This is a genomic window from Methylobacillus rhizosphaerae, from assembly GCF_900187985.1.
In the GTDB taxonomy this organism is placed as follows: domain Bacteria; phylum Pseudomonadota; class Gammaproteobacteria; order Burkholderiales; family Methylophilaceae; genus Methylobacillus; species Methylobacillus rhizosphaerae.
This window is the reverse complement of record NZ_FZOA01000008.1, coordinates 118,154-143,903: the sequence shown is the minus strand read 5'-3', so window position 1 is coordinate 143,903 and position 25,750 is coordinate 118,154. Positions and strand designations below refer to the sequence as shown.

Genomic DNA, 25,750 nt, shown 5'->3' with positions numbered 1-25,750 from the left:
TTATTGTTCACAGTGTCATTAGCTTCCACACCTTGGGCAATGTCGTCCTTGGTCTGTTGCGCCAGGTCAACTTGGTAATCAGTAACGTTGTTCGCATCCTTCGCGCCCGCTGTCACTGTCACTGCAGTAGAACCTGCCGAAGCAGTAGTGCCGTTAGCGTTGACGGTGTAGGTCTTGCTGCCGTCAGCGTTGGTGCTTTCTGCCACGTCATTGACGTTGGTGCCTGCTGCAACCTTGGTGGTCGCTGCTGCGGCAGCGTCATTCAACTGGCTCACGTTCACCGCATCAGTAGCGTCAGTACCCGCTGCCACATTGGTGATCTTGGTGTTGTTGACGTTGATACCACCTGTAGTGACGCTAGGGCCACCATTGATAGTCAGGCCGTCATTGTTGATGACAGTGTTGCCAGTCGTAACGCTACCGCTGCTTCCCAGGTCAACATTCTCAGCCAGTTTAATGTTCAGGGTATCGCTGCCATCTGCATCCACACCGATGTTGCCTTCGGTCAGGTTGCCGGTTGCGCCGCCCTTCACATTCAAGGTCTCGCCCAGTTTGCGCTCGACGTTGGTACCAGTGTCACCAGCAAAGGCCAGTGGGGTATCTGCCAATTCGGTCACTGAGTTGTCCACATAGTTCTTGTTAACGACGTGGTCGCCTTCAGTGATCGGGCCATCATAGTGCGCACCGCTGTTGTCAACATAGAAGTTGTCGCCAGCAGTCAGGTTAGTGGTATTGACGTTGGTCGTAGTCACGGTGTCGCCAGTGATCGTGGTGCCACCGTTGACAGTGATGCTGTTGTTCACTGTCAGGTCGTTTGCCAGATCAAAGGTAACGTCGTTGCTATCCGCTGCCTTGCTCACCACGATGTTGCCATCGGCGTTGTTCAGATCAACATCGGTGCCAGTCGTGCTCTCAGGGCCAACATTGGTCGAATTAGCACCTTGCGCACTGACGTTCCAGCCAGCATTAGCTGCTGTGGACACGTCGTTGAGCTGGCTCACGTTCACCGCATCAGTATCATTTACACCAGCAGCCACATTAGTGATAGTAGTACCACCGGCGTTGATACCCACGTTGGTAATGCTTGGGCCACCAATAATGGTCAGACCATCATTGTTGATCATGGTGTTGCCGGTGGTAACGCTAGTGACGTTGAGGTTTGGATTCAATGCCACCTTCACGCCGTCAGCGTCTGCTGTGGTGGTGATGTTGTCATCACCATTGACAGCTACGGTGTCACCCAGTTTCTTGGTGCCAGTAGTACCGCTGTCGCCGGTGAAGGTCAGGCCGTCGTTCTCAACTGCATCAACTGCGTCCTTGACGTTCTGTGCTACATCAACTTCGTAGTCGGTAACGTTGTTAGCGTCTTTGGTACCAGCAGCCACGGTGACGTAGCTGGAGCCAGCAGAGGCACTGGTGCCATCTGCGTTGACGGTGTAGGTGGTGCTACCGTCAGCGTTCACTGTTTGAGCGACGTCATTGACGTTGGTGCCTGCTTCAACCTTGGAGGTCGCTGCAGCAGCGGCTTCGGTCAATTGGCTTACGTTGACAGCGTCGGTGTTGTTCACACCGGCTGCTACGTTGGTGATGGTAGTGCCACCGGCGTTGATACCCACGTTGGTAATGCTTGGGCCACCAATAATGGTCAGACCATCATTGTTGATCATGGTGTTACCAGTAGTGACGCTAGTGACGTTGAGGTCCTGGTTCAGAGCAACTTTCACGCCGTCAGCATCCGCTGTGGTGGTGATGTTGTCATCACCATTGACAGCTACGGTGTCACCCAGTTTCTTGGTGCCAGTAGTACCGCTGTCGCCGGTGAAGGTCAGGCCGTCGTTCTCAACTGCATCAACGGCGTCCTTGACGTTCTGGGCTACATCCACTTCGTAGTCGGTGACGTTGTTGGCATCTTTCGCGCCCGCTGCCACGGTGACATAGCTGGAACCAGCAGAGGCAGTTGCACCATCCGCATTCACGGTGTAGGTGGTGCTGCCGTCAGCGTTCACTGTTTGAGCAACGTCGTTGACGTTGGTGCCTGCTGCTACCTTGGAAGTTGCAGCAGCAGCAGTTGCAGCCAACTGACTTACGTTCACGGCATCCGTGTCCGCCGAACCAGCGGCCACATTGGTAATACGACGTTCGCTACCTGCCGTCCCTACGCTGACTTCACCCACCGGTGAAGTACCTGCGACAGGAATAGGATCACCATTGGCATCCAGCGGTTGATAAGGACTATCACCCAGCGTAGCACCATCTGCCACGCTGCCTGCACCCAATGCAACACTGTTTTCGGCAGTAACTGTAGCACCAGTACCCAGCGCAACTGCGCCGGAAACATCAGCCGAGGCATTTTGGCCAAGTGCTGCGCCAGCCACTGTACCGGCTGTCGTTGCGCCGCCCAGGTATGTTGCTACTGCACCATCACCGAATGCCGCACCGCCGTTACCGGCACGTGCAGAGGCGCCTGTTGCAACAGAACCTGTTGCAATCGCATCGTAACCTATAGCAATACTCTTCTCACCCAGTGCCTGCGCTGTTACGCCAACAGCAACTGCCTGATCAGCCACCTTGGTGTCGTCACCAATGGCGACCGCCTGTGTGCCATCGAAGGCAATGCGATCACCCAGCAGCACGCTCTGGCTGGTGCCGTCGAGCTCCTGGCCGCTACCCACGGCCATGACGTTGCTGACATCGTTGATGGTGTTGTCGTTGCCCGCGATGAAGCTGTCTGTAGCGCCAGTGACCTTGTTCCCTGCACCGGCGATGGAAACATTCTCGATATCGGAGGCTTCATTTTCAAAACCCTGCACTGAGGACATCTTGGCGTTGGACACATTGCTGTGCATGCCTGTCACCAGCACGTTGTTGCCGTTATCCAGCGTGTTGCCCGCACCGATCACGCCCACTTGACCGAGCTTGGTATCGTTGTTACGGATCAAGTCAGAAATGGCGTTGGGGTTGATCGACTCATGAATGCCACTAACATTAATCTGATCATCGTAGGAATTGGTGATGGTGTTGCCATAACCAGCGACCAATGCGCCATTGCTGTCCTGCACGTTGTTGGCTGAGCCAGTCACGGTGACGGCAACGCCGCTGAACGTCTTGTTGTTGGTCGTGGTATCCGTGGCGGAAGTGCCACGTGTGCCCACGGTGTTGTAGGCCCCTGTAATGTTAGAGAAAGCACCCTGCGCGACGAACTGCGCTCCAAGCAGGCCAGTAGCCTGGATGTTCTGGTTAACCAGCAGGTTGTTGCTGTTACCGATCACCGTGGAATACAGGCCCTGCGAGTTGGCGTTGTCACCGATAAGCGTTGTACCACGGCGGAAAGCACCAGTATGTCCGCTACGGTTGCCAGTGACTGTTGAGTGGCCGATGTGGATAGCATCGACACCTGCATAGGCAGTCTCACCGATGGCGATGGTGCCGACCTGTGTGGCGTCTGCATTGCTACCCAAAGCCACGCTGTTGTTGCCAGCGAGCGAATAGGTGCCGAGGGCGATTGCGTTGGTTCCGGTTGCGCGCGCACCTGCACCGATACCGACAGACTGCGAACCAGCGGTCGTGACGGCGGCGGAAACCTGCGTGCCGATAGCAACACCGCGAGCTCCCGTTACAGACGTGTTATAGCCGATCGCTGTACCGTTGGCAGCAGCAGCAGCGACATTCGCACCGCGACCTGCCGCGATGGAATCAGCCGCAGCGGCTGTGCTGTCGCCCAGCGAAATGCTGTTTGCGCCACTGGCAAGGCTGCTGTAGCCCAGCGCTGTCGCCCCTGAAGCAGAGGCAAGGCTTGAAGTACCAATGGCCGTACCATTGGAAGCCGCTGCCGTGGTCGAGGCATTGGCACCCGCCGCCATGGAGTTGGCACCCAACGCGCCATCATTGTCATAGTTGCTTCCAGTGCCGGTGGCAGTGGAGTTCACATCATAATAATGTGTCGTGGCCTCGTCCTGCGCAGCCTTCAATTGGCTGACGTTCACCGCGTCGGTGTCTTCTGCACCAGCAGCGACGTTGGTGACACGACGTTCGTTGCCACTGCTGCCTACCGATACTTCACCCACTGGTGCCGTACCTTCGATGTCGGCCAAGTCACCTGTCGGGCTGTAGGCATCGTTGCCCAAGGTACTGCCGTCGGCAACGCTGTTGGCACCCAAAGCTACGCTGCCAGCATGGCTGACAGTTGTGTCGCTACCCAGTGCCACGCCGTCAGCTTCACTGACTGTGGCGTTATTACCCAGTACCATGGCGCCACCAGCGCTTACGGTATTGCTGTTGCCGACGACGCGCACGCCTTCTAGCGCGCCGGTGATGGTGTTGTCGTTACCAACTACACCGCTGTTGTTGGCATCAATAGTGCCGTTGTCGTTACCCAGTGAGTAAGTGCCGGAGCCGTTGATGGTGGTTGGGTCGCCAATAGCGCCTGAGCGGTCACCCGTCACCACGTTGCCTGTGCCGATGCTGATGCTGCTGACGCCCGTGGCCTGTGCCCCCGTGCCAATGGCGATGGCGTTGACCGCTTTCGATTTGGCGCCGTAGCCGATCGCCACGGCTTGGCTTGCGTACGTCCAGGCCGAGTCGCCGATCGCGATAGTGCGGTTGGTCACCGTGCCCTTGGTTTCGTCGGGGAAACCGCCTTCGTAGACCGCGCCGTTGCCTGCCCAGCGGCCGATGGCCACGTTCCGGCTGCCCTTGGTGCCCCATCCCGACGTATCGCCCATGGCCACGTTCGAGTCGCCGTTCACATAGGCGCCGGACTGCAGGCCCACGGCCGTGTTGCGAGAACTGTTGATCGCGGCCGAGCCCACGAACTGGCCGGCCATGCTGCCGAGCGCGGTATTCGAGAAGCCATAGACATTGCCGCCCGCGCTTCCGCCCAATGCTGTATTCGAGTCGCCAGTGACACGGGTACCGGCGGTCTGGCCGACAGCGGTGTTGGAGTTTCCGAGGACCACGGTGCCCGAGTTGGCGGTGCCTATGGCGAGATTGTTGGATCCGCTGCTGTTCGCCCCAGCGTTGTCGCCGATCCAGACGTTGGCCTGTTGATTCGTAGCCGTGGGGGTGGAGTTCTTGCCCGCGCCATAGCCGATGGACACGCCGCCGGCGTATGCATTGGCTTCGTAGCCCATGGCAATGCTGCCGATGCCCGCCGCCTTGGCGCTAACGCCTGCAGCCAGGCTGTTGGGACCTGTGGCGCCGTCGTTGTCGTAGTTGCCGCCGACGACGCCGTTGTCGTTGACGCTGTAGTAGTGCACCGCACCCGCCGCCGCCGAACTGGAGACGGCCCGCAGTTGCGCCACGTTCACCGCGTCGCTGTCGGCGGCGCCCGCTGCCACGCCCGTGATCTGGCGGTACTGGCCGTTGGCCGCGTCGCCCACGCTCACGGCCGCCAGGGTGCCGGTCGTGGCGGTGATGGCGGCGGCCTGCGCGGCCGTGGCGCCCGGCGGGACGTAGCCGGCCACCCCTTCGGCCGTGCTCGCCACGGCATAGCGGCCCAGGGCCACGCCGCCGGGCACCGTCACACGGGTATCGCTGCCCAGGGCGACCGCGCCGTGGACGAGGGGGTCGTCGTATTCGGCGCTCAGGCTCACCCGGTTGCCCAGCACGAAGGCGTCGCTCAGGCCCGAGTAGTAGAAGGCGCCGAGCTGGTTGTCGTTGCCGATCGCGTAGCTTTGCGTGCCGTTGACCACACTGTTCGTGCCGATCGTGCCCGAGTAGTCGTTGCGCGTTTTGGCTTCGTTGCCCAGGGCGATGCTGGACTCAACATAGACCTCCGAGTTGGTGCCAATGGCGATCGAGTCCGGGTCGTTGGCAACCCAAGCGCCGTAGCCAATGGCGATGCTGCGTTCGGGCTCGGCGCTGGCATCATTGCCGATCGCAATGGCGTTGTCACCACTAGCCTGCAGATCACCAAATCCAAAGGCAATTGAGTTCTGACCCAGATTGCTCGAAGCCCAGCTACTGGCGTAAGCAACTGCATCTGCACCTGTAGCGCCTGTGATATTGCCCAGGGTGGCGAAACCCCCGTTACCCTTGGGAATCTGGCAGGTCCAGGGGCCTGTTGAGCCAGGACGGGCGCAACTGATGCCAGTCGGACTGATCACCGACATAAAGCCATCAATGACCACATCCGCTTGCGCTGGTGCAGAAAGCCCGGCCAGTACCATGCCAACAGCAGTCAGGCCACAGCATATGCCGCTGCTTTTTGTACTTGCGCTGCCAGCTGCCACGGCGGGTACCACACCGCTGCCTGCGCCAAGGTTGATACCTAGTGCGAGATTATCACGATTCATGCCCAGTACGCGCGTGGCGCGGCGCAAGGCAGACATGATACGACGACGCAGTCCTTTATTGAAGACCTTGCGTCCAGCTTCAAAAGCATTCCTATCCCTACCCATACATCCTCCCTTTGTCCATATTCAAAATGAATTGAGAGGGATTTAGCCATATATCCAGACATCCAAATTGCAAACTATTGTTAATTTCTCTGAACTTTCATACGGTTAGATCCGGAAATGGCTTGCCTAGGCAGCGAATCCCACCTTTGTAAATATATGTAAACAGATGGGCGCGACAGCCAGATATCAGGGGGAGCAGGCGATGTTGAGTGCTGAGGGTGCTGCGCTTTGATGGCGTTGTATTTTTCCGGGGGGGTTGCAAGGTTCGCAGTGTTGAATCCAGAATGGGCAGCGCATGGTGATGGATGCGTCATATTGTTGTGAAGAGGACGGGCAAACCCCACTCGCTGAGCGGCGGATTACAGAAAACCGGTTAAAGGAGCTCGGCTTTGCTGGCCGAGGGTGGTTCCCGGCAAGTGAGTTGCTTCCGTACATTGTTTTCCAGGTATTGGGTGCCATTGCTGCCGCTGCGGTGCTTTATGTGATCGCCAGTGGTGCTCCGGGCTTTGATGTAAGCCAGGGTTTTGCTTCCAACGGATATGGCGACCATTCTCCCGGCCACTATTCTCTGCTGGCAGCAGCAGTGAGTGAAGTTGTGATGACCATGTTCTTCCTGTTGGTGATTCTTGGTGCTACGGATAAGCGCGCGCCTGCCGGTTTTGCACCGTTGGCGATTGGTTTTGCGTTGACACTGATTCACTTGATCAGCATTCCTGTCACCAATACTTCCGTGAACCCGGCACGTAGCACTGGTGTTGCATTGTTTGTGGGTGATTGGGCCATTGACCAGCTCTGGCTGTTCTGGCTGGCTCCTATCGTGGGTGCGATACTTGGTGCCGTTGCCTACAAGATCATCGCCACAAAAGAATAAAATAAGACACGCCAGCCGCCTTGCCGTTGATTTTCCAGGCAAGGCGGCTAACTACCCTATCCAGCCCTATTTGCTACCATGCCGGATATCCTGCTTTTCACAGTAACAGCAGTTTTCACGCTGCCGGGTCGGGCAGGTCCTGTGCTCGCTCCAGGCATTCCCAGTCATCCTGACTTTTCCTCAATCCGGGCAGGAACGCCAATCCGCCTAGTCACGCCGGACAGTCTGCGCATTGACACTCTAGGACGACTATAGGTGTCGCTCAGCATCCTGCCGCTGGTGCAGTATCCGGATAACGTCCAGATGGTCGGCATAGTCCAGGAAATACACCACATGCGAGCCACATAGGTACTTCTGGTAGCCCGGCAACACCGAGGGCCGCCCCTGCTTCGTGCCTGCCACTAGCCCCTCGAATGTTGCCACAAGATCGCGATAATAGCTGTCTGCCTGCTCTATCGACCAATGCCTGAACGTGTAGAGCCAGATTTCTTCAAGGTCGGCTTCGGCCAGCGGCGAAAGACGGTAGGTCTTAACCATGCCGCGCGTGCATACGGTTCAAGAACGCCTCGCTGTCGAACGGGCGCGGCTCGCCGGATTCGCGGCCAGCATGCAGCGCATCTTGCAGTGCCTTCACCTTGGCTTCGTGTTCCTCCAGCAGTCGCAATCCAGCCCTGACTACATCGCTGGCAGAGCCATAGCGCCCGCCTTGGACCTGGGTATCAATAAAATTGGTGAAGTGCGGCCCAAGGGCCACTGATGTATTTTTGCTCATGATGTTCTCCTGTCGTTTTACCAATATATATTAACTGTTGGTACATTACTATATTCCATGACACTCAGGTTACCAGTGTTGAGATGCAGCACTACGGACATGAGCCATCATCAGACAATGCATTGTTCTGCCGTCCAGTTTTTCAGAAATACAGATTCCCCATGGCACTGAGGTTTATCTGATCACCGCCAGCGTCAATCAGGTGGATACCCTTTCGCTTATCTCTCGATCCCGTTAGTCTTACAATCTGGATATGTCAGCATCACCAGGCAGGTATCTGCAGGAAACTGCAAACTAGGTGTTGCAAGGAAAACCAATACACAGGAGCCAATGATGAGTATCCCGGTTGAACTGGAAAACCTGGCGGACGTTATGTCACGTTATCGTTTTGCCTATCTGATGACGGTCAGTGACCAGGGTTCACCGCATGCGGTGCAGGTGGCGGCGAGCCTGCAAGGCAATGTATTGATGGTCGAGAATACCGGCAAGCGCACACGCCACAATGCGCTGGCGCGGCCTGTGGTGAGCCTGGTCTGGCCGCCGCAATCTGAAACGGATTACTCATTGATTGCCGATGGAGAGGCTGCGGTGGTGGATGCATCGTTGCATATCACCCTGACACGTGCCGTGCTGCACCGCCCACGCGCCTCTTCCTCGCCTGACAAACAGCCGGGAAGCTGTGGTACCGATTGCGTGGAGATCAGCCTGGCGTAGCTTTAGTCTTTTGCAGTAGAGCTTGTGCTTGTTGCTAACTCACCAGAGCAGTAGCCACTTCCGGAAACGCCTTGAGTACTTTCTTGTCCATTGTGACAAGCTTTGTATCCAGGCGTTGCGCCAGCGCAACGAACTCGCAGTCATAGGCAGAGCATTCGCTGTCACGCACCAATTCCAGCACGTCATGTGAATGTATCTGGAATTCGAATCCCCTCATGAGCGATTCAGCTTCGGTCCGCAAGCTACTGACTTGCTCAAAAGTTAACATTCCCCGGCGGAGATACCCAGCCAGGATATTCCTGAATTCGCTTCTCCACAGGAGTGGAGCTGCCCACTCCTGTTCCCGCTGCAGCAGGCGCTCAGCGGCCTCAGTAAATTCGCCAGGCAAATACAAGTACGCCAGGACATTACTGTCCACGACAATCATTCACGCCCTCTGCGCTTGGCTGCATCAATATCGTTTACCATGAACTGCCCCTGCGGCAAGTCGGCTCGCAGTTCACGCGCGCACGCCATCACCTGCAAATCCATTGTCGGGCGCCCTGCCGCATGGCGCACACCTCCATGGATTGAAGGTGGCTATACTGCCATCAGGCCAGGTTCAGAGCAGTTCTTCGCGCAGTTGTGCGGGGGATTTGATGGATAGCAGGCCGGGGGCGATGTCGAATGCGGTTTTGGCACCGTACTGGCCTTGTGCGTTCAGGCGGCAAGCGGCGCGGGCATAGGCGACGAGGACGCTGGCGGTGAATTCCGGGTTGCTGTCGAGTTGCAGCGCGTATTCGATGACCTGCGTGTGGGCTTCGCTGGTGTTGCCGCTGCGGATGACAAAACCGCCGTGCGGCATGCGGTTGTGTTCGGTGCGCAGGGTTTCTTCGCTGATGAAGTTCACGCTGGTGTCGTAATCGGCAAAATAATCGGGCATGGTGACGATGGCCTGTTCGACTGCGGCTGCGTCAGCACCCTCTTCCAGCACGACATGGCATTCCCGCGTATGCTTCTGCCGGGTTGTCAGTTCAGGACGTGTGCCGCTGCGCACTTGCTTGATGGCTTCCGGCGAAGGCAGCGTATATTGCACGCCTGCCTTGACGCCAGGCACACGGCGGATGGCATCGGAATGTCCCTGGCTGAGTCCCTTGCCCCAGAAGGTGTAGGTTGCGCCATCGGGCAGCAGGGCTTCGCCGTACAGACGGTTGAGGGAGAACATGCCTGGATCCCAGCCGATGGCGATCAGCGCTGTCTTGCCATTTGCCTTTGCGGGCGCATCGACGGAAGCAAAATATTCCGGGATGCGTGCGTGAGTATCAAAGCTATCGACGGTATTGAACATCGCCGCCATTTCCGGCCCCTGGTGCGGCAGATCGTCCTTGGAGCCGCCGCACAGGATCAGGACATCAATCGCATCGCGGTAATCTGGCAGGCTGGCAATGGGATGCACGGCTGTCTGCGCAGACAGTGTTTGTACGGACTCCGGCGCCCGGCGGGTAAACACGCCGACCAGTGCCATGTCGGGATTCCTGGCGATGGCAGCTTCAACGCCGCGACCCAGGTTACCGTAACCGGCGATGCCGATACGGATTTGCTGCTGACTCATGAACAATCCTTCTTCAATCCTGCGGCACTAGCCGCCTGTGCACGATGCAGTGCTATTTATGCCGGGAACACCCCGGTGGAAAGGTAACGGTCGCCGCGGTCACAGACGATGGAAACGATCACGGCATTTTCCACCTGTCTGGAGAGTTGCAGTGCGGCATAAAGCGCGCCACCAGAGGAAATACCGGCAAAAATGCCTTCTTCCTGCGCCAGTCTGCGCGTGGTTTTTTCAGCGTTCTGCTGGTTGACATAGATCAGGCTGTCTACCCGGCTTGGGTCGTAGATGGTAGGCAGGTATTCTTCCGGCCATTTACGGATGCCGGGAATTTGCGCGCCTTCTTCCGGCTGCACGCCGATTACCTGAATATCGGGGTTCTGTTCCTTGAGGTAGCGCGAGGTGCCCATGATGGTGCCGGTGGTGCCCATGCTGGAAACGAAGTGCGTCACCTTGCCTTCGGTATCGCGCCAGATTTCCGGGCCGGTGCCTTCATAATGCGCCAGCGGGTTGTCCTGGTTGCCGAACTGGTCGAGCACGATGCCCTCGCCTTCAGCCTGCATCTTGAGTGCGACATCGCGGGCCAGCTCCATGCTGCCATCCCTGGGAGTCAGCACCAACTCAGCGCCATAGGCTTTCATGGCCTGGCGGCGTTCCATTGTTTGGTTATCGGGCATCACCAGCACCATTTTATAACCGCGCATGGCAGCTGCCATGGCGAGGGCAATGCCGGTATTGCCAGAGGTGGCTTCAATCAGGGTATCGCCCGGCTTGATATCGCCACGGGCTTCCGCACGCCTGATCATGGAAAGCGCCGGTCTATCCTTGACCGAGCCTGCTGGATTATTACCTTCCAGCTTGAGCAGTATTGTGTTGCTGGTCTTGCCTGCCATGCGTTGCAGTTTGACTAGCGGGGTATTGCCTACAAAATCATCCAGAGTTTTATACATGGTTGTTCAATCAGTGACGGGACATGCCCGGAATTCGAAATCAGGCTTTCTTGTGGAAGGCCAGCAGGATGGCGAACACGCCCAAACCGGCAAATGCGATGAGTGACAGCTGGGGAATGGTCAGGCCAAACAGGGTCCAGTCTATGGCGGAACATTCGCCTGTTCCCTTGAAAATCAGGTCCAGCGCCTTTTTCAATGGGAAGCTTTCCATGATGTAATCAAACCCTGCGCCACACTCCGCCATCACTTTGTCCGGGTTTGCCTGAATCCAGACATGGCGTGCGGCAATACCAACCCCTGTCGCGGCAACCAGCAATTGCAACAGGCCATACACCTTGCGGCCAAGATTGCAGGGATTGTGTAATGCGGCCAGCAGGAACAGTACGCCCAGCGCCATGAATGCAATACGCTGGGAAATACACAGGGGACAAGGCTCCAGATTGTATTTCTGTTGCAGGAACAAGGCCAGGCCCACCAGGCCGAAGCTTGCGATAAAGCCAAGGAAATATCCGCGGCGTCCACCAAACAGTTTATTGCACATAAATACAACCCCAGCACTTATAATGAAAGTCCGGCAATTGTAACGGATACTCCCCGGTTAGCACCAACCCCGGCATGCTTTCCCCGAAAACAGACGCAATATGACAGACCCTCAGCGCATTCTCAGCGTGACCGAGCTCAACCGCATGGCACGCAGCATCCTGGAGCAGAGCTTTCCCCTGTTCTGGATCAGTGGTGAAATTTCCAACCTGACCCGTGCCGCATCCGGCCACTGGTATTTTTCCCTCAAGGATCAGGGAGCGCAGGTTCGCTGCGTGATGTTCCGCGGCCGCAACAGCGCGCTGGACTGGATACCGCGCGAAGGCGACAAGGTTGAAGCACGGGCGGTAGTTACCCTGTACGAGGCACGAGGCGATTTTCAGCTCACAGTTGAATTCCTGCAACGGGCAGGGTTGGGCAATTTGTTCGAGGCGTATGAAAAACTCAAGGCCCAACTTGCGGCCGAGGGGCTGTTTGCCGCCGAGCACAAGCAGGCCATCCCGCCTCATCCGCGCCAGATCGGCATTGTGACATCACCAGATGCGGCGGCCTTGCGGGATGTGCTGTCCACTCTCAGGCGCCGCATGCCATCGGTCAATGTCATCATTTACCCTGCGCCAGTGCAGGGAAAAGGCGCTGCCGCGCTGATTGCCCAGGCCATACGCACCGCTGACCAGCGTGCGGAATGCGATGTGCTGATTGTCTGCCGCGGTGGTGGCAGCATCGAGGATTTGTGGCAGTTCAACGAGGAAATCGTGGCGCGCGCCATTCATGCCTGCCACCTGCCCGTGATCAGTGCTGTGGGCCACGAGACGGATTTCACGATTGCTGATTTCGTAGCAGACCATCGTGCGGCAACGCCCACTGCCGCCGCCGAGCTGACCACACCAGACCGCCAGTCATTGTTACGTAGCCTGCAACTCCATCGCGACCGCCTGGCGCGCACCATGCAGAACCACATCGATCAGCGCAACCAGAAGCTCGACTACCTGAGTCGGCGGCTTGTTTCGCCCCTGCAACAGGCAGAACACAGGCGCCAGCACCTGCAGCAACTCCAGTTACGCCTCATGCGTGCCATGGAGCAACGATTACAACGACAACAGCAGCGCTGGTTGGGCCTGCAACAAAGTCTTGCCCACCTCAACCCGCATGCTGTCCTGCAACGCGGTTATGCCCTGGTGGAGAAAGCGAATGGCGAACTGGTTCACCACAGCGGGCAACTGGCAGCTGGGGATATGGTCAGGCTCAAATTTGGACAGGGCAGCGCGGAAGCAGAAATCAGCAAGCCCCTCCCCTGAAGGCAGGCTCAGTGAGTGGAAATCCTGCGTAAATAAGCCAGCAGCACAATGGCATGGTTGTGCACGGGATCACGCGCGCCATAGACCAATGTGACTTTCTGCTTCCTGGCGACTTCCAGTACCTCCCTGGCATCCTCAACGCGACTCTCCAGCTCTGCATTGTATTGCGCCCGAAATTCTTCCCATCTTGCCGGGTCGTGCCCAAACCACCTCCTCAAGTCCGGGCTGGGCGCCAATGCCTTGCACCATAAATCCACGGCAGCCCGCTCTTTTGTCAGGCCACGAGGCCATAAACGGTCAACCAGGACGCGGAATCCGTCGCTGGGAGACGCTGGATCGTACACACGCTTGATTGCCAGGCTCATTGCCTTATTCCTCCTTTGCAATCGCTGGATGAGGCGCTGATACTGCTCAGGGTATTGAACATGTGAGACGCCTGCTCTCCTGTCCTGCACACCTCATTCGATGAACTTAGTTCACAATTTTATGCAATAGGCTCCAAATACGGTACACTTTTCCCCACTATCATCCTGTTTCTGCATCAGTTGCACAACAGCAGGCGGCCCATAAGCCAGCCTCAATAACATAGCATCAGGGGAACACCATGAAAAAAAACATTATCCTGTTACCGTTAGTCTGTAGCGCCCTGCTGACAGCCTGCGCGACCACCACCAATTCCAGCATGTCTGGCGTGGAGCGCAAACAATTCCTCATGCTGTCTGAAGCAGAGGTGGAAAGCATGTCCAGCGAGAGTTATTTATCCGCCCTGAAAGAGGCCAGCTCGAAAAAAGCCCTCAACACCGACAGCAAGGAAGTCACACGCGTCCGTAACATTTCCAACCGCCTGATCGCGCAGACGGCTGTTTTCCGCAACGATACCAACAGCTGGAAATGGGAGGTCAATGTTGAGGAAAGCGACCAGATCAATGCCTATTGCATGCCGGGCGGGAAAATCATGGTGTATACCGGCCTGATTGATAAGCTCAAGGCTACCGATGATGAACTTGCCGCTGTGATTGGCCACGAAATCGCCCACGCCCTGCGTGAACATGGACGTGAGCGCATGTCGATTGCCGCCGTGCAGAACGGCCTGCTGACAGGCCTGGGCATTGTGGCCGCGACTTCCAAGAACGGCACTGTCGCCACTGCTGGTGTGGGTGCCGCAGCATTGGGCGCCAACCTGCTGTTCTCCCTGCCCAACAGCCGTGAGCAGGAGCGCGAAGCTGACCGTATTGGCCTGGAACTCGCTGCGCGGGCCGGGTACAACCCCAATGCAGCTGTCACTCTCTGGCAGAAAATGAGCGCCCAGAGTGAGGGTGCCCCGGCTGAGTTCCTCAGCACTCACCCATCCAATGAAAACCGTATCAGCGACCTGCGCAGCCTGATACCAAATGTCATGCCGCTTTACCAGCAAGCCAAAAAATAAGTTTATCCGGGGCAAGCCAGGCGGCTTGCCCTCTCCTTCCCTCCTGTAAAAACAGTCAGTTATATATCCGCAGTCAATCTATCCTGCTTTCAGGTAAAATAGCGCTTTTTTAGCTACCACTATCCGGAATTTGTCATGAGTCAATTGCAATCCATTATTGAAGACGCATTTGAGCGTCGCGCCGAAATTACTCCCGCCACTGCCAGTGCTGAAGTCAAGGATGCTGTATTCAGCGTGCTTGCCGACCTGGACAGCGGCAAGCTGCGTGTCGCAGAACGTACTGATGGCCAGAACTGGGTGACTCACCAGTGGATCAAGAAGGCTGTGCTGCTTTCATTCCGCCTGGAAGACAATGTATTGCTGGATGACGGTGTCACCAAATACTTCGATAAAGTGCCGCCCAAGTTTGCCAATTACACTGAAGAAGATTTCAAGGCTGGCGGTTTCCGCGTTGTGCCCAATGCCATCGTGCGCCGTGGTTCATTCATTGCAAAAAATGCTGTGCTGATGCCGTCCTACGTCAACATCGGCGCTTATGTCGGTGAAGGCACCATGGTCGATACATGGGCTACCGTCGGTTCCTGCGCCCAGATCGGCAAGAATGTACACTTGTCCGGCGGTGTCGGCATCGGCGGCGTGCTGGAGCCTGTACAGGCTGGCCCTACCATCATTGGCGACAACTGCTTCATCGGCGCACGTTCCGAAGTGGTTGAAGGCGTGATCGTGGAAGATAACTGCGTAATTTCCATGGGCGTCTATATTGGCCAAAGCACCAAGATCTATGACCGCGAAACCGGCGAAATCCACTATGGCCGCGTTCCTGCAGGTTCCGTCGTGGTAGCTGGCAACCTGCCTTCCAAGGATGGCAGTTACAGCCTCTACTGCGCCGTCATCGTCAAGAAAGTCGATGAAAAGACCTTGGGTAAAGTGGGTATCAACGAGCTGTTACGCGGTATTTAAGCACCACTACAACAGTCGCAATACCAAGTGTTTTTCGGTGAAGACTAACTTGGGTTGATGCCCAAGTTAAGGCATCAGTCGTGTCGGAGCCAAAAACACTTGAGAGAAGCTGCATTGCAGGCTGAGCCTGCACCCCTGAAAACCCGGGCCAACCCCGGGTTTTTCATTGCCCATAGCAGCACTGACTCTCCCCGCCGCCGGGGCAAATGTCCGGGAGACCGGATGGCTGATGTAGAATAGCTGCTGTTCAACCATACAAGACCGATATCCATGAAGCTTTACGGTATCCCCAACTGCAACACTGTGAAAAAAGCACGCCAATGGCTGGATCAACACGGTGTGCAATACGAATTCCACGATTTCAAGAAATCCGGTATCAGCGCAGAGACGCTGCAGCAATGGCTGACCCAGGTGGAATGGGAGAAGCTGGTCAATCGTGCCGGCATGACCTGGCGCGGCCTCAGTGACGCAGAAAAAGCGGCAGTAACAGACAATGCTTCTGCCTCCAGCTTGATGCAGGAAAAAACCTCAGTCATCAAGCGGCCTGTGCTGGTCAAGGATGACACTATCCTGAATCTTGGTTTTACCGAGGCAGCTTATGAAAAGCTGTTTGCCGCATGAGCAAGACACTGGAACTGGCAAAAGACCTGATTGCCCGCCGCTCCGTCACGCCTGATGACCAGGGATGTCAGGAGCTGCTGATTTCCCGGCTTGAGCCGCTGGGTTTCAAGATAGAGCGCATGCGTTTCGGCGATGTGGACAATTTCTACGCGCGGCGCGGCACCAGCGGGCCCTTGCTCGTATTCGCCGGACATACGGATGTCGTGCCCACGGGGCCGGTTGAACAATGGCATACGCCACCGTTCGAGCCCACGATCAAGGATGGCATGTTGTACGGACGCGGCGCCGCTGACATGAAAACCTCGCTGGCCGCCTTCATCACCGCCATCGAGGCATTCGTGGCAGACCATCCCGAGCATCCCGGCTCCATCGGCCTCATTATTACCTCTGACGAAGAAGGCATTGCCGTTAACGGCACAGTCAAGGTGGTGGAAATACTCAAGGCACGCAATGAGCTGATTGATTTCTGTATTGTCGGTGAACCCACGTCCAGCAAGGTCGTCGGTGACATGATCAAGAATGGCCGCCGCGGCTCGCTTTCAGGCCGCTTGACCGTCAAGGGTATTCAGGGCCATATCGCCTATCCGCATCTGGTCAAGAACCCGATTCACCTGGCGGCGCCTGCGATCAAGGATATGGTGGAAACTGTCTGGGATGAAGGCAATGCATACTTCCCGCCGACCTCATGGCAGATTTCCAATATGCATGGCGGCACCGGTGCCACCAATGTCGTGCCGGGCGAGGTGGAAATCCTGTTCAACTTCCGTTTCTCCACCGCCAGTACTGCTGACAGCCTCAAGCAACGTGTGCATGCAATCCTGGACAAACATGAGCTGGATTACACGCTGACCTGGGAGTTGTCCGGCAACCCTTTCCTCACGCCCAAGGGCTCACTGGTCACGGCTATTTCAGCGGCTATCGAGCAGGCATTTGGCGTGACACCAGAGCTATCCACCAGCGGCGGCACTTCCGATGGTCGCTTTATCGCCGATATTGCTGACCAGATTGTTGAATTCGGCCCGCTGAACGCCACGATCCATAAACTCAATGAATGCGTTGCCGTGGCAGACATCGAACCCCTGCAACATGCATACAAACTTACCCTGGAAGCACTGCTGAAATGACGAGATTTCCCAACCTTACCGAAGACCTCCACACCATACGCGACTGGCTGCGTTTTGCCGTCAGCCGGTTCGAGGAAGCCAATATCTTCTTCGGTCACGGTACCGACAATGCCTATGATGAAGCAGTCTGGCTGATTCTGTCTGCCCTGCACCTGCCTCATGACACCCTGGAAAATTTCCTTGATGCGCGGCTGCTTGCACCCGAACGCCATCGCCTGCAGGAGCTGATTCGCCGCCGTGTCACTGACCGCACACCCACGGCCTATCTGGTGAATGAAGCCTGGCTCAAGGGATTCAAGTTCTATGTGGATGAGCGGGTAATCGTGCCGCGCTCCTTCATCGCAGAACTGCTGGAAGACGGCTTGAGCCCCTGGGTAGAGTATCCGGAAATGGTAGAAAGCGCTGCTGACATCTGCACTGGCAGCGGCTGTCTGGGCGTGCTGCTTGCCAATGCCTTCCCCAATGCGCAGGTTGATATCGTGGATATCTCCCCGGATGCACTCGCCGTTGCCAATATCAATATCAGCAACTACGGGCTGGAAAACCAGGTTCATGCCATCGAATCCGACATGTTCAGCAACCTGGCAGGCAAGACTTACGACCTCATCATCAGCAACCCGCCTTATGTCGATGCACCTTCCATGGCGAACCTGCCGGAGGAATACCGCAATGAACCGCAGATTGCACTGGGCAGTGGCGTTGCTGGCCTGGACCATACCCACACCCTGCTGCATGAAGCCAAGCATCACCTGAACGACAACGGCCTGCTGGTCGTGGAAATCGGTCATAACCGTGATGCATTGCTGGCAGCCTATCCACACTTGCCGTTTACCTGGCTGGAAGTGGATTCCGGCAACGAATTTGTCTTCCTGCTCCGCAAGGAACAATTACCTTAAGGCGAGAACTCCATGTCAGACCCTAGAGTATTTTTTGCTGCCGAACGCACCATGCTCGCATGGCTGCGTTCCGGTATTACCTTGATGGCACTGGGATTTGTCGTCGCACGCTTCGGCCTGTTCCTGACCCTGCTGGCGCCGGGCGCCGTCTCACACTTGCTGTCACGCCAATGGCTGTCCGATTTGCTCGGCATCGTCCTGGTACTCACCGGCGCCATTGTCATCCTCTGCGCACAATACAATCACCACCGCTATGTCCGCAGCCTGCCAGCGGAAGATGTTCCCCAGCTCGCAGCTCCCTGGCTGACCACCTTGCTGGCCTTTACCGTTGCCTTTGCAGGTATTGTGCTGGCGGTGGATTTGATGTTGTTTTAGCGGGTGAAGATTCCGGCGATTCTCTTAGCATCCGTTCACGACTCTTCACGCATTACTGTCGCCCCGGTCCCTGAACCCAGATCTCGTAGATATGCTGGAATGCTGCGCGATGCTGGCGGAGTATGTGTCTATCACTGATACCACGCATATCATGATTGCGTGTAGATGAGAAAAGCGGACAACGATACAGCCCTTTCCAAATCGAGCCCACGATCCGCTTTCTTTATCTTGTCAGTGCCGGAAACGCACTCTATTTTCTCCGCTTGGGTGCAGTAGTCGCAATATCACTCGTCTGTCGCACGCGCCGCTTCGCTACTGGCTTACGCGCAGGCTTTCCTGGTACTCTGGTGGCGTGGCGAGTGTCTTCAACTGTAGTGCTATCAGGGCGGGAACGGGAACGACGTCCCTGTTGCTGTTGCTCGAGTTCCTGCCGCATACCTTCCTCACGCGTCTTGGTGACACGGTGCGGGCCTCGGGTTTCCAGCCTGGCTTCGGGGTCAAAGCGGGATTTCCTGGCTTTGGGTGTGAAGACTGTGCCGAGTTTTTCCTTTTCCCGCGCAGACAGTTGTCGCGGCGGGCCTTTGGGAACTTCAAGCTCTGCCCATTCCATCAGGCCAGTGACTTCCTTGGCGGCCAGATGCAACATCTGGCCACGCTTGAGGCGTGGTGGCAAGTTGACAGGGCCAAAGCGCACACGGATCAGGCGGCTCACGGGTTTCTGGAAAGCCTCGAACAGGCGGCGCACTTCGCGGTTGCGGCCTTCGCGCAGGATGACTTCGTACCAGTGATTGGCGCCCTCGCCACCCTGAGGGCGGATGCTGTCGAAATTGGCCGGGCCATCATCCAGTTCAATGCCATAGGTCAGCTGTGCCATTTCGCCTTCGGTCAGTTCACCAAAAATGCGTACGGCATATTCACGCTCTACTTCATAGCGCGGGTGCATGAAACGATTGGCGAGTTCACCTGAAGTGGTGAAGATCAGCAGGCCAGAGGTGTTCATATCCAGGCGGCCAATCGCAATCCATTTGCCGTTGCGGATGCGCGGCAGTTTCTCAAAAACCGTGGCACGATTTTCCGGATCGTCCTGACTGACGATCTCGCCTTCTGGCTTGTGGTAAATAAGCACCTGCGGCAACTCGGGCTCGAAAGGCAGTCGCAGTGGGCGGCTATCCAGCCTGACCACATCACTGGGCACCACTGCCGCACCTACTTCGGCAGTCTTGCCATTGATGGTGATGCGTCCGCTGGCAACCAGCGTTTCCATTTCCCGGCGTGAGCCCAGGCCTGCCAATGCCAGCAGCTTGTGCAGGCGCTGTGGTACGGCATCAGGATCTACCGCGACCGGCTTATTGGGATGGGGATTACGTGGATTGATTTGCTGCTTGAACGGACGTGCCATAAGGTCAACCTTGAGAATATTGCCGCTATTATAAGCCAGAGCGACCTGTTGCACCTGGCTAGTTGATGTTACAAGAGATCGGGCTGGATTTCCTGCTCGGTGAATTGCTGCATGGGCGGCAGCTCTGACAAGGAGCGCAGGCCGAAATCATCGAGAAAAGTCTTGGTGGTTGCATAGAGCGAGGGGCGGCCGGGCACTTCCTTCTGCCCGACAATATCAATCCAGTTACGCTCCATGAACTGGCGCATGATGTTGGGATTGACCACCACGCCGCGAATTTCCTCAATATCCCCTCGCGTGACCGGTTGGCGGTAGGCAATGATGGCCAGCGTTTCCAGCGCAGCACGTGAGTAACGGGCTGGCCGCTCAGGATTGAGGCGGACAATGAACGGGGCCAAGTCGGCACGCGCCTGGAAGCGCCAGCCGCTGTTGACCTGCACCAACTCCATGCTCCGGCCCTGCCACTCCTGACGCAATTCGTCCAACAGCATGCGCAACGTGGCACGTTCCATGCCTCCGGCAAATGGCCGCAACAACATTTCCAGGGATAAAGGCTCCCCTGCTGTCAGCAAGACTGCTTCCAGCACCTGTTTCATTTCAGCAATGGTTTGGGGTTCACTCATGGCTGCTTATGTCCCCTGAAGCGTCGCCGGAGTGTCGGCCGCCTGCAGGTAGATTGGGCTGAAAGCTACTTGCTGGGTAATCCGCACCAACCCTTCCCTCGCCAGTTCAAGAATGGCGAGAAAATAAACTACCAGCTTCGGCATGCCGTCATTGACCACATCAAACAACTGGGTGAATTCGACCAGGGATTCCTGCTGCAACCTGCGCAATACCAGGCTCATGTGTTCACGCACCGAGAGTTCGGCGCGCCCTACCCTGTGATGTTGGAAATGGCTCGCCCGCTTGAGGACGGATTGCCAGGCCACCATCAGCTCATCAAAACTGACTTCAGGCCAGCTGGCCTCGGCGATATGCTCATAATAAGCACGCGCCACCTGGATTTCACGGCCAGCCTGCGGCAAGGCATCCAGGCGCTCGGCAGCCAGCTTGATGGCTTCATACTCCATGAGGCGGCGCACCAGCTCGGCACGTGGGTCCTCTTCCTGCTCCAGTGTTTCGGGCTTGGGCAATAACATGCGCGATTTGATTTCTATCAGCATCGCTGACATCAGCAAATACTCGGCGGCCAGCTCCAGCCGACTTTCGCGCATTTTCTCGACATACTCCATATATTGGCTGGTGAGCTGCGCCATGGGAATATCCAGGATATCCAGATTGTGCTTGCGGATCAGGTACAGCAACAGGTCGAGTGGGCCTTCAAACGCCTCAAGGTAGACAGCCAGCGCATCTGGAGGGATATACAAATCCTGGGGAATGCTATCCAGCTGTTCCCCATAGATGCGGACGTCGAATGCAAGCTGGACAGCCATAGGTCAGATCCACTCACCCGGCTGCAACATCCCGATTACGTTCTTTCCCGCATCCATTGTTTGCATATGTTTTGAGCCAATCAGCCAAAAATGCCGGCAAACATCCCCAGCAGTAGCATGATGAACGGCATCATGATCTTGGACAGGATGCCGGTGAACATCAATACCAGCAGGATAATAAATCCATAACGCTCAATCTGGGCAAATTTGTATGCCATCTGGTTAGGCATCAGGCTCACCGCAATCCTGCCCCCATCCAGCGGAGGCAGCGGCAGCAGGTTCAGCACCATCAGCACAATATTGACCAGGATACCTGCCTGTCCCATCAGGCTCAGTGGCACTGCAAAATCACCGGTCATACCAGAGGCAAACTTGTATACCAATGCCCAGAATATCGCCATCAGAAAGTTGGATGCCGGCCCGGCAGCAGCCACCCAACGCATATCCTGTTTGGGATTGCGTAGGCGCGAGTAATCGACAGGCACAGGTTTGGCCCATCCAAACAGGAATCCAGTACCCGACAGTACCAGCAAAGCTGGAACCAAGATGGTTCCTATGGGATCAATATGTTTGATCGGGTTAAGGGTAATCCGCCCCAGACTTTCTGCCGTGGTATCACCAAAATAACGGGCGATATAGCCATGGGCTGCTTCATGCACGGTAATGGCAAAAATCACAGGCAGTGCATAAATGACAATCTTCTGGATCAGGGTCAGCTCCATCATGCCTCCAATCCAAATGGCGCAGGATCGCCAGCTCCCAACCGGATCAGGCTGGGACTCTCTGCAGTCAGGTCTATCACGGTGGTAGGCTCAGCGGAGCATGCCCCGGCATCAATAACCAGGTCCAGCTGGTGTTCAAGCTGATCGCGAATTTCCCAGCCCTCGTTCAGCGGCATTTCATCTCCAGGCAACTGCAGCGTCATGCTCAACATCGGCTCATTCAACTCCTCCAGCAATGCCAGTGTTGTCGCATGCTGCGGCACACGCAGGCCTATGGTGTTGCGTTTCGGGTGTTGCAGGCGGCGCGGCACTTCCCGCGTGGCCTTGAGGATAAATGTATATTGCCCTGGTGTATTGGCTTTCAGCAAGCGAAACTGGCTGTTGTCCACCTGGGCGTAGGTTGCAAGCTCTGCCAGATTGCGGCATACCAGCGTGAAGTGATGATCTTCACCCACCCGACGAATATCGCGGATTCTGTCTTGTGCGTCCTTATTGCCCAGCATGCATCCCAAGGCATAGCTGGAGTCCGTTGGATAGGCAATGACACCACCATCACGCAGAATAGCAGCAGCCTGACTGACAAGACGCGTTTGAGGATTTTCAGGATGAATAACAAAATATTGCGCCAAATTGACTCTACCTTAATTATTGAGTAACTCTAATTCCGGCCAATCCAGCCACACCGGCTCACAACCGCGCGGCAAATCTGGGAGCCGGCCCATTTCCATATAGCCATGACCAGGGCCGTGATAATCAGACCCCATGGATGCCTTCAGGCCAAACATATGCGCCAGGCGTGCATATTCCTGATACTGATCTGGCGTATGACTGCCTGTTACCACCTCAATAGCAGCTCCGCCCAGCTGGCGGAATTCCTCCAGCAGCAACAGCATATTGGTGCGCCCGATGTCATACCGTCCGGGATGCGCGAGCACCGCCACCCCGCCACTACCATTGATCCAACTGACGACTTCTTCCAGTGTGGCCCAGTGATGTTCAAAATAACCCGGCTTGCCCTTGACCAGAAAACGCTTGAATATACTTTTCATATTAGAAGCATAACCTTGCTCGATCAGGTAGCGAGCAAAATGTGCACGGCTGATAATGCCTTGTTTTGCATGTGCATACGCACCTTCCAGGCTGCCGGTGATACCGAATTTATCAAGGCTGGCAGCAATGCTCTCGGCGCGCATATGGCGTCCAGCGCGGATAGTTTCAAGCCCATTGCGTAAGGGAAGGTATTCCGGATTCACATGCAAACCCACGACATGGATGGTACGTCGGCGCCAGGTGACTGAAACCTCCACACCATTGATGAACTGCATATCATGTGCCGCAGCCACTTTCCGGGCCACATCCAGACCCGCTGTATCATCATGATCCGTCAGTGCCAGCATCTTCACACCGTGCGCAGCCGCATGCTGTACCAGTGCTTCTGGTGTCAGCAATCCATCGGAGACAGTGGAGTGACAATGCAGGTCAATAAGGGAGGGCATAAAGAAGGGTTTGGCGGTACGGCTTGTTAGTCTTGTCGAATCATAGCAAAATACTGCATCAACTTAAAATTATGATAGATGCAGCCCGGCATGCATCATCCTGCAAATAACACATGAAGTTTCTCTACGACTTATTTCCCGTTATCCTGTTTTTCATTGCCTTCAAGCTCTTTGGCATCTATGTTGCCACTGCGGTTGCCATTGCTGCCACCATTATCCAGATCATCTGGGCCAAGCTCAGGACTGGCAAGGTGGAAGCCACACTGATCATGAGCGGGGCCATTATCGTGGTCTTTGGTGGCGCTACACTCTGGCTGCATGATGAAAGCTTCATCAAGTGGAAACCCACGATCCTTTACTGGTTGTTTACGGCCGGCCTGCTTGGCAGCCAATGGCTGTTTGGCCGCAACCTGATCCGCAAGTTGATGGAAAAACAGATTGCCATGCCTGACCCGGTCTGGACCCGTCTCAACCTGGCCTGGGCCGTATTTTTCCTGATGCTGGGATTTCTTAATCTATATGTTGCATTCAATTATTCCACCGAGATCTGGGTGGATTTCAAACTGTTCGGCACCATGGGGCTGATGCTGGTCTTCGTGATTGGGCAAAGCCTGCTGCTGAACAAACATATCATCGAACAGGATAAACAATAATGTGGTACGCCATCATTGCCGAAGAGAATCCAGACAGCCTGGAAAAGCGCCTGGCAGCCCGGCCGGCACACCTGGAACGCCTGCAGGCCCTGCAGAATGAAGGCCGTCTGCTGCTTGCAGGCCCGTTCCCGGCCATAGACAGCAATGATCCCGGCGCTGCAGGGTTTACCGGCAGCCTGATCATCGTCGAATTTGACAGCCTGGAAAATGCCCGGATATGGGCCAATGATGATCCATTTGTGAACGCCGGCGTGTATTCTGCTGTCACAGTCAAACCTTTTCGCAAATCATTACCAGCCTGACCATTTGAATAATATGACGCTGACCGAGGAAATCCGCCAAAGACTTGCCACTCTGAACCCCACCGAAGTGCTGATCCGCGATGACAGTGCACAGCACCAGGGGCACGCAGGCAATAACGGGGGCGGTCATTTCTTCCTGACCATCACCAGTGCGCAGTTTGAAGGTAAGTCGCAGATCATACGCCATCGTCAGGTATACGCCCTGCTGGGCGATCTTATCCCGGGGAGGATACACGCACTGAGCATCCAGGCTTTTGCCGCAGATGAACGTCGCTCTGCCACCATTGGCTGAGTCGCCCGGTGCATGTTTTATGCATATCCATTTCAACAAAACTACTAAGGAATCCTCATGAAACTTACCACCAGCGCCCTGATTGCCACGGTTGCCTTTGGTGTTCTGCAACCAGCGTTTGCTGCTGGCAGCAATAACGGCGTTGCCACTGTCAATGGCAAGCCCATCAAGCAATCCCTCTACGACCTGATTGCCAAGGAAGCCTCAAACCGCGGCCAGCCTATTGATGACAATGTCAAAAGCGTGATTGTAAACAAGCTGATTGATAGCGAACTGGTTTTCCAGGAAGCACAACGTATCGGCCTGGACAAACAGCCTGATTTCATTGCACGTGAGGAATTGTCCCGTCGTGAACTGCTGGTCAATGCCTTCCTGCAGGATTACATGAAGAAGCACCCTGCCAGCGAAGCTGATACCAAACTGGCCTATGAGGCGTACAAACAGGAGCTGGGTGACAAGGAATACAGTGCCCGTCATATCCTGGTGGCGACAGAAGCTGAAGCCAAGGACATCATTGCGCAGTTGAACAAGGGTGCAGATTTTGCCAAGTTGGCCAAGGAAAAATCCAAGGATCCGGGCTCCCAGGAAAAAGGCGGCGAGCTGGGCTGGTTCTCTCCTGCTGGCATGGTCAAGCCTTTCAGTGATGCGGCAGTCAAACTGCAAAAAGGCAAGTACACTGCCGCCCCGGTGCAAACCCAGTTCGGATGGCATGTCATCAAACTGGAAGATACCCGCACAAGCCAGCCTCCATCTTATGAAGAAGTCAAGGATGGCCTGCAGAAGCAAGTGCAGCAGCGCAACCTGGAAAAACTCCTGACTGACCTGCGCAGCAAGGCCAAGATCGAGACTCCTGGCGCTACCGGCGCCAAATAATCCTGATGGATATACAGCCCGCCCTATGTACGATGGCGGGCTTTTTTCAT

The 25,750-nt window shown here is 56.1% G+C and carries 27 protein-coding genes; 13 read left to right on the top strand and 14 right to left on the bottom strand.

The genetic code is table 11. The features are described 5' to 3' along the window. The coding region (locus CHB59_RS10335; RefSeq protein WP_143738717.1) for a hypothetical protein at window positions 1-6,398 on the bottom strand (6,398 nt) is incomplete at its 3' end. Window positions 6,399-6,699: 301 nt separating this feature from the next. On the opposite strand from CHB59_RS10335, the gene aqpZ reads away from it, so the two are divergent. Continuing rightward, a complete protein-coding gene (gene aqpZ / locus CHB59_RS10330) occupies window positions 6,700-7,269 on the top strand; it encodes an aquaporin Z (RefSeq protein ID WP_245835114.1) in 570 nt (189 codons plus the stop codon). A 249-nt stretch (window positions 7,270-7,518) separates the two neighbouring features. On the opposite strand, the gene CHB59_RS10325 is transcribed toward aqpZ, so the two are convergent. Then, window positions 7,519-7,806, bottom strand: a complete 288-nt coding sequence (locus CHB59_RS10325) for a type II toxin-antitoxin system RelE/ParE family toxin (protein ID WP_089376162.1) — start codon at window positions 7,804-7,806, stop codon at window positions 7,519-7,521. Then, on the bottom strand, window positions 7,799-8,041 hold the full coding sequence (locus CHB59_RS10320; RefSeq protein ID WP_089376161.1) for a type II toxin-antitoxin system ParD family antitoxin: 243 nt from the start codon (window positions 8,039-8,041) through the stop codon (window positions 7,799-7,801). The genes CHB59_RS10325 and CHB59_RS10320 overlap by 8 nt, the downstream gene beginning before the upstream one ends. Window positions 8,042-8,371: 330 nt before the next feature. Here CHB59_RS10320 and CHB59_RS10315 point away from each other — a divergent pair, with 330 nt between their 5' ends. Beyond that, entirely contained in the window at window positions 8,372-8,755 is a 384-nt protein-coding gene (locus tag CHB59_RS10315; protein WP_218816226.1) for a pyridoxamine 5'-phosphate oxidase family protein, read from the top strand. Window positions 8,756-8,789: 34 nt separating this feature from the next. Here the strand turns inward: CHB59_RS10315 and CHB59_RS10310 are convergent, their stop codons facing one another. The 4 genes from CHB59_RS10310 to CHB59_RS10295 all read right to left on the bottom strand — a co-directional run bounded on the left by CHB59_RS10310 (window position 8,790) and on the right by CHB59_RS10295 (window position 11,831). Then, a complete protein-coding gene (locus CHB59_RS10310; RefSeq protein WP_089376159.1) occupies window positions 8,790-9,182 on the bottom strand; it encodes a type II toxin-antitoxin system VapC family toxin in 393 nt (130 codons plus the stop codon). A gap of 174 nt (window positions 9,183-9,356) precedes the next feature. Next, on the bottom strand, window positions 9,357-10,346 hold the full coding sequence (locus CHB59_RS10305) for a diaminopimelate dehydrogenase (protein WP_089376158.1): 990 nt from the start codon (window positions 10,344-10,346) through the stop codon (window positions 9,357-9,359). A 56-nt stretch (window positions 10,347-10,402) separates the two neighbouring features. Next, entirely contained in the window at window positions 10,403-11,290 is an 888-nt protein-coding gene (gene cysM / locus CHB59_RS10300) for a cysteine synthase CysM (protein WP_089376157.1), read from the bottom strand. A gap of 40 nt (window positions 11,291-11,330) precedes the next feature. Further along, a complete protein-coding gene (locus tag CHB59_RS10295) occupies window positions 11,331-11,831 on the bottom strand; it encodes a disulfide bond formation protein B (protein WP_089376156.1) in 501 nt (166 codons plus the stop codon). Between the two features lie 100 nt (window positions 11,832-11,931). Between CHB59_RS10295 and xseA the strand changes: the two genes are divergently transcribed. Beyond that, window positions 11,932-13,128, top strand: coding sequence for an exodeoxyribonuclease VII large subunit (gene xseA, locus CHB59_RS10290; RefSeq protein ID WP_089376155.1), 1,197 nt, complete (start codon window positions 11,932-11,934; stop codon window positions 13,126-13,128). 8 nt (window positions 13,129-13,136) lie between these two features. On the opposite strand, the gene CHB59_RS10285 is transcribed toward xseA, so the two are convergent. After that, window positions 13,137-13,493 (bottom strand): DUF488 domain-containing protein, encoded by a 357-nt coding sequence (locus CHB59_RS10285; RefSeq protein ID WP_089376154.1) that lies wholly within the window; start codon window positions 13,491-13,493, stop codon window positions 13,137-13,139. A gap of 239 nt (window positions 13,494-13,732) precedes the next feature. On the opposite strand from CHB59_RS10285, the gene CHB59_RS10280 reads away from it, so the two are divergent. The 6 genes from CHB59_RS10280 (at window position 13,733) to CHB59_RS10255 (ending at window position 18,530) form a co-directional block, all read left to right on the top strand. Beyond that, window positions 13,733-14,554 (top strand): M48 family metallopeptidase, encoded by an 822-nt coding sequence (locus CHB59_RS10280; protein ID WP_089376153.1) that lies wholly within the window; start codon window positions 13,733-13,735, stop codon window positions 14,552-14,554. 135 nt (window positions 14,555-14,689) lie between these two features. After that, window positions 14,690-15,514 (top strand): 2,3,4,5-tetrahydropyridine-2,6-dicarboxylate N-succinyltransferase, encoded by an 825-nt coding sequence (dapD, locus tag CHB59_RS10275; RefSeq protein ID WP_089376152.1) that lies wholly within the window; start codon window positions 14,690-14,692, stop codon window positions 15,512-15,514. Between the two features lie 270 nt (window positions 15,515-15,784). After that, a complete protein-coding gene (locus tag CHB59_RS10270) occupies window positions 15,785-16,135 on the top strand; it encodes an ArsC family reductase (protein ID WP_089376151.1) in 351 nt (116 codons plus the stop codon). Next, window positions 16,132-17,259 (top strand): succinyl-diaminopimelate desuccinylase, encoded by a 1,128-nt coding sequence (gene dapE, locus CHB59_RS10265; protein ID WP_089376150.1) that lies wholly within the window; start codon window positions 16,132-16,134, stop codon window positions 17,257-17,259. Before CHB59_RS10270 ends, dapE begins: the two co-directional genes overlap by 4 nt. Further along, on the top strand, window positions 17,256-18,155 hold the full coding sequence (gene prmB, locus CHB59_RS10260) for a 50S ribosomal protein L3 N(5)-glutamine methyltransferase (protein ID WP_089376149.1): 900 nt from the start codon (window positions 17,256-17,258) through the stop codon (window positions 18,153-18,155). Before dapE ends, prmB begins: the two co-directional genes overlap by 4 nt. A gap of 12 nt (window positions 18,156-18,167) precedes the next feature. Beyond that, window positions 18,168-18,530: a YidH family protein gene (locus CHB59_RS10255; RefSeq protein ID WP_089376148.1), complete on the top strand. Its 363-nt coding sequence runs from the start codon at window positions 18,168-18,170 to the stop codon at window positions 18,528-18,530. A 250-nt stretch (window positions 18,531-18,780) separates the two neighbouring features. Here the strand turns inward: CHB59_RS10255 and CHB59_RS10250 are convergent, their stop codons facing one another. From CHB59_RS10250 to CHB59_RS10225, 6 genes are all read right to left on the bottom strand, one after another. Next, the gene (locus CHB59_RS10250) at window positions 18,781-19,929 is read right to left on the bottom strand and encodes a pseudouridine synthase (RefSeq protein ID WP_089376169.1); all 1,149 of its coding nucleotides are present in this window, start codon (window positions 19,927-19,929) and stop codon (window positions 18,781-18,783) included. Window positions 19,930-19,997: 68 nt separating this feature from the next. Further along, window positions 19,998-20,552, bottom strand: a complete 555-nt coding sequence (scpB, locus tag CHB59_RS10245; protein WP_089376147.1) for an SMC-Scp complex subunit ScpB — start codon at window positions 20,550-20,552, stop codon at window positions 19,998-20,000. Between the two features lie 6 nt (window positions 20,553-20,558). After that, window positions 20,559-21,362 carry a segregation and condensation protein A gene (locus CHB59_RS10240; RefSeq protein WP_089376146.1) on the bottom strand — a complete coding sequence of 268 codons (804 nt, stop codon included), beginning with the start codon at window positions 21,360-21,362 and terminating at the stop codon, window positions 20,559-20,561. An 80-nt stretch (window positions 21,363-21,442) separates the two neighbouring features. After that, on the bottom strand, window positions 21,443-22,084 hold the full coding sequence (locus tag CHB59_RS10235) for a site-2 protease family protein (RefSeq protein ID WP_089376168.1): 642 nt from the start codon (window positions 22,082-22,084) through the stop codon (window positions 21,443-21,445). Then, the gene (locus CHB59_RS10230) at window positions 22,084-22,713 is read right to left on the bottom strand and encodes an L-threonylcarbamoyladenylate synthase (RefSeq protein ID WP_089376145.1); all 630 of its coding nucleotides are present in this window, start codon (window positions 22,711-22,713) and stop codon (window positions 22,084-22,086) included. The genes CHB59_RS10235 and CHB59_RS10230 overlap by 1 nt, the downstream gene beginning before the upstream one ends. Window positions 22,714-22,725: 12 nt before the next feature. Then, window positions 22,726-23,580, bottom strand: coding sequence for a 3',5'-nucleoside bisphosphate phosphatase (locus CHB59_RS10225; RefSeq protein WP_089376144.1), 855 nt, complete (start codon window positions 23,578-23,580; stop codon window positions 22,726-22,728). Between the two features lie 113 nt (window positions 23,581-23,693). Here CHB59_RS10225 and CHB59_RS10220 point away from each other — a divergent pair, with 113 nt between their 5' ends. From CHB59_RS10220 to CHB59_RS10205, 4 genes are read left to right on the top strand one after another with little or no spacing between them, the layout of a single operon-like run. Then, entirely contained in the window at window positions 23,694-24,233 is a 540-nt protein-coding gene (locus CHB59_RS10220; RefSeq protein WP_089376143.1) for a septation protein A, read from the top strand. Continuing rightward, window positions 24,233-24,535 carry a YciI family protein gene (locus CHB59_RS10215; RefSeq protein WP_089376142.1) on the top strand — a complete coding sequence of 101 codons (303 nt, stop codon included), beginning with the start codon at window positions 24,233-24,235 and terminating at the stop codon, window positions 24,533-24,535. The genes CHB59_RS10220 and CHB59_RS10215 overlap by 1 nt, the downstream gene beginning before the upstream one ends. A 13-nt stretch (window positions 24,536-24,548) precedes the next feature. Further along, window positions 24,549-24,827: a BolA family protein gene (locus tag CHB59_RS10210; protein ID WP_089376141.1), complete on the top strand. Its 279-nt coding sequence runs from the start codon at window positions 24,549-24,551 to the stop codon at window positions 24,825-24,827. 57 nt (window positions 24,828-24,884) lie between these two features. After that, on the top strand, window positions 24,885-25,700 hold the full coding sequence (locus tag CHB59_RS10205) for a peptidylprolyl isomerase (protein WP_089376140.1): 816 nt from the start codon (window positions 24,885-24,887) through the stop codon (window positions 25,698-25,700). The last annotated feature ends 50 nt before the right edge of the window (window positions 25,701-25,750 follow it).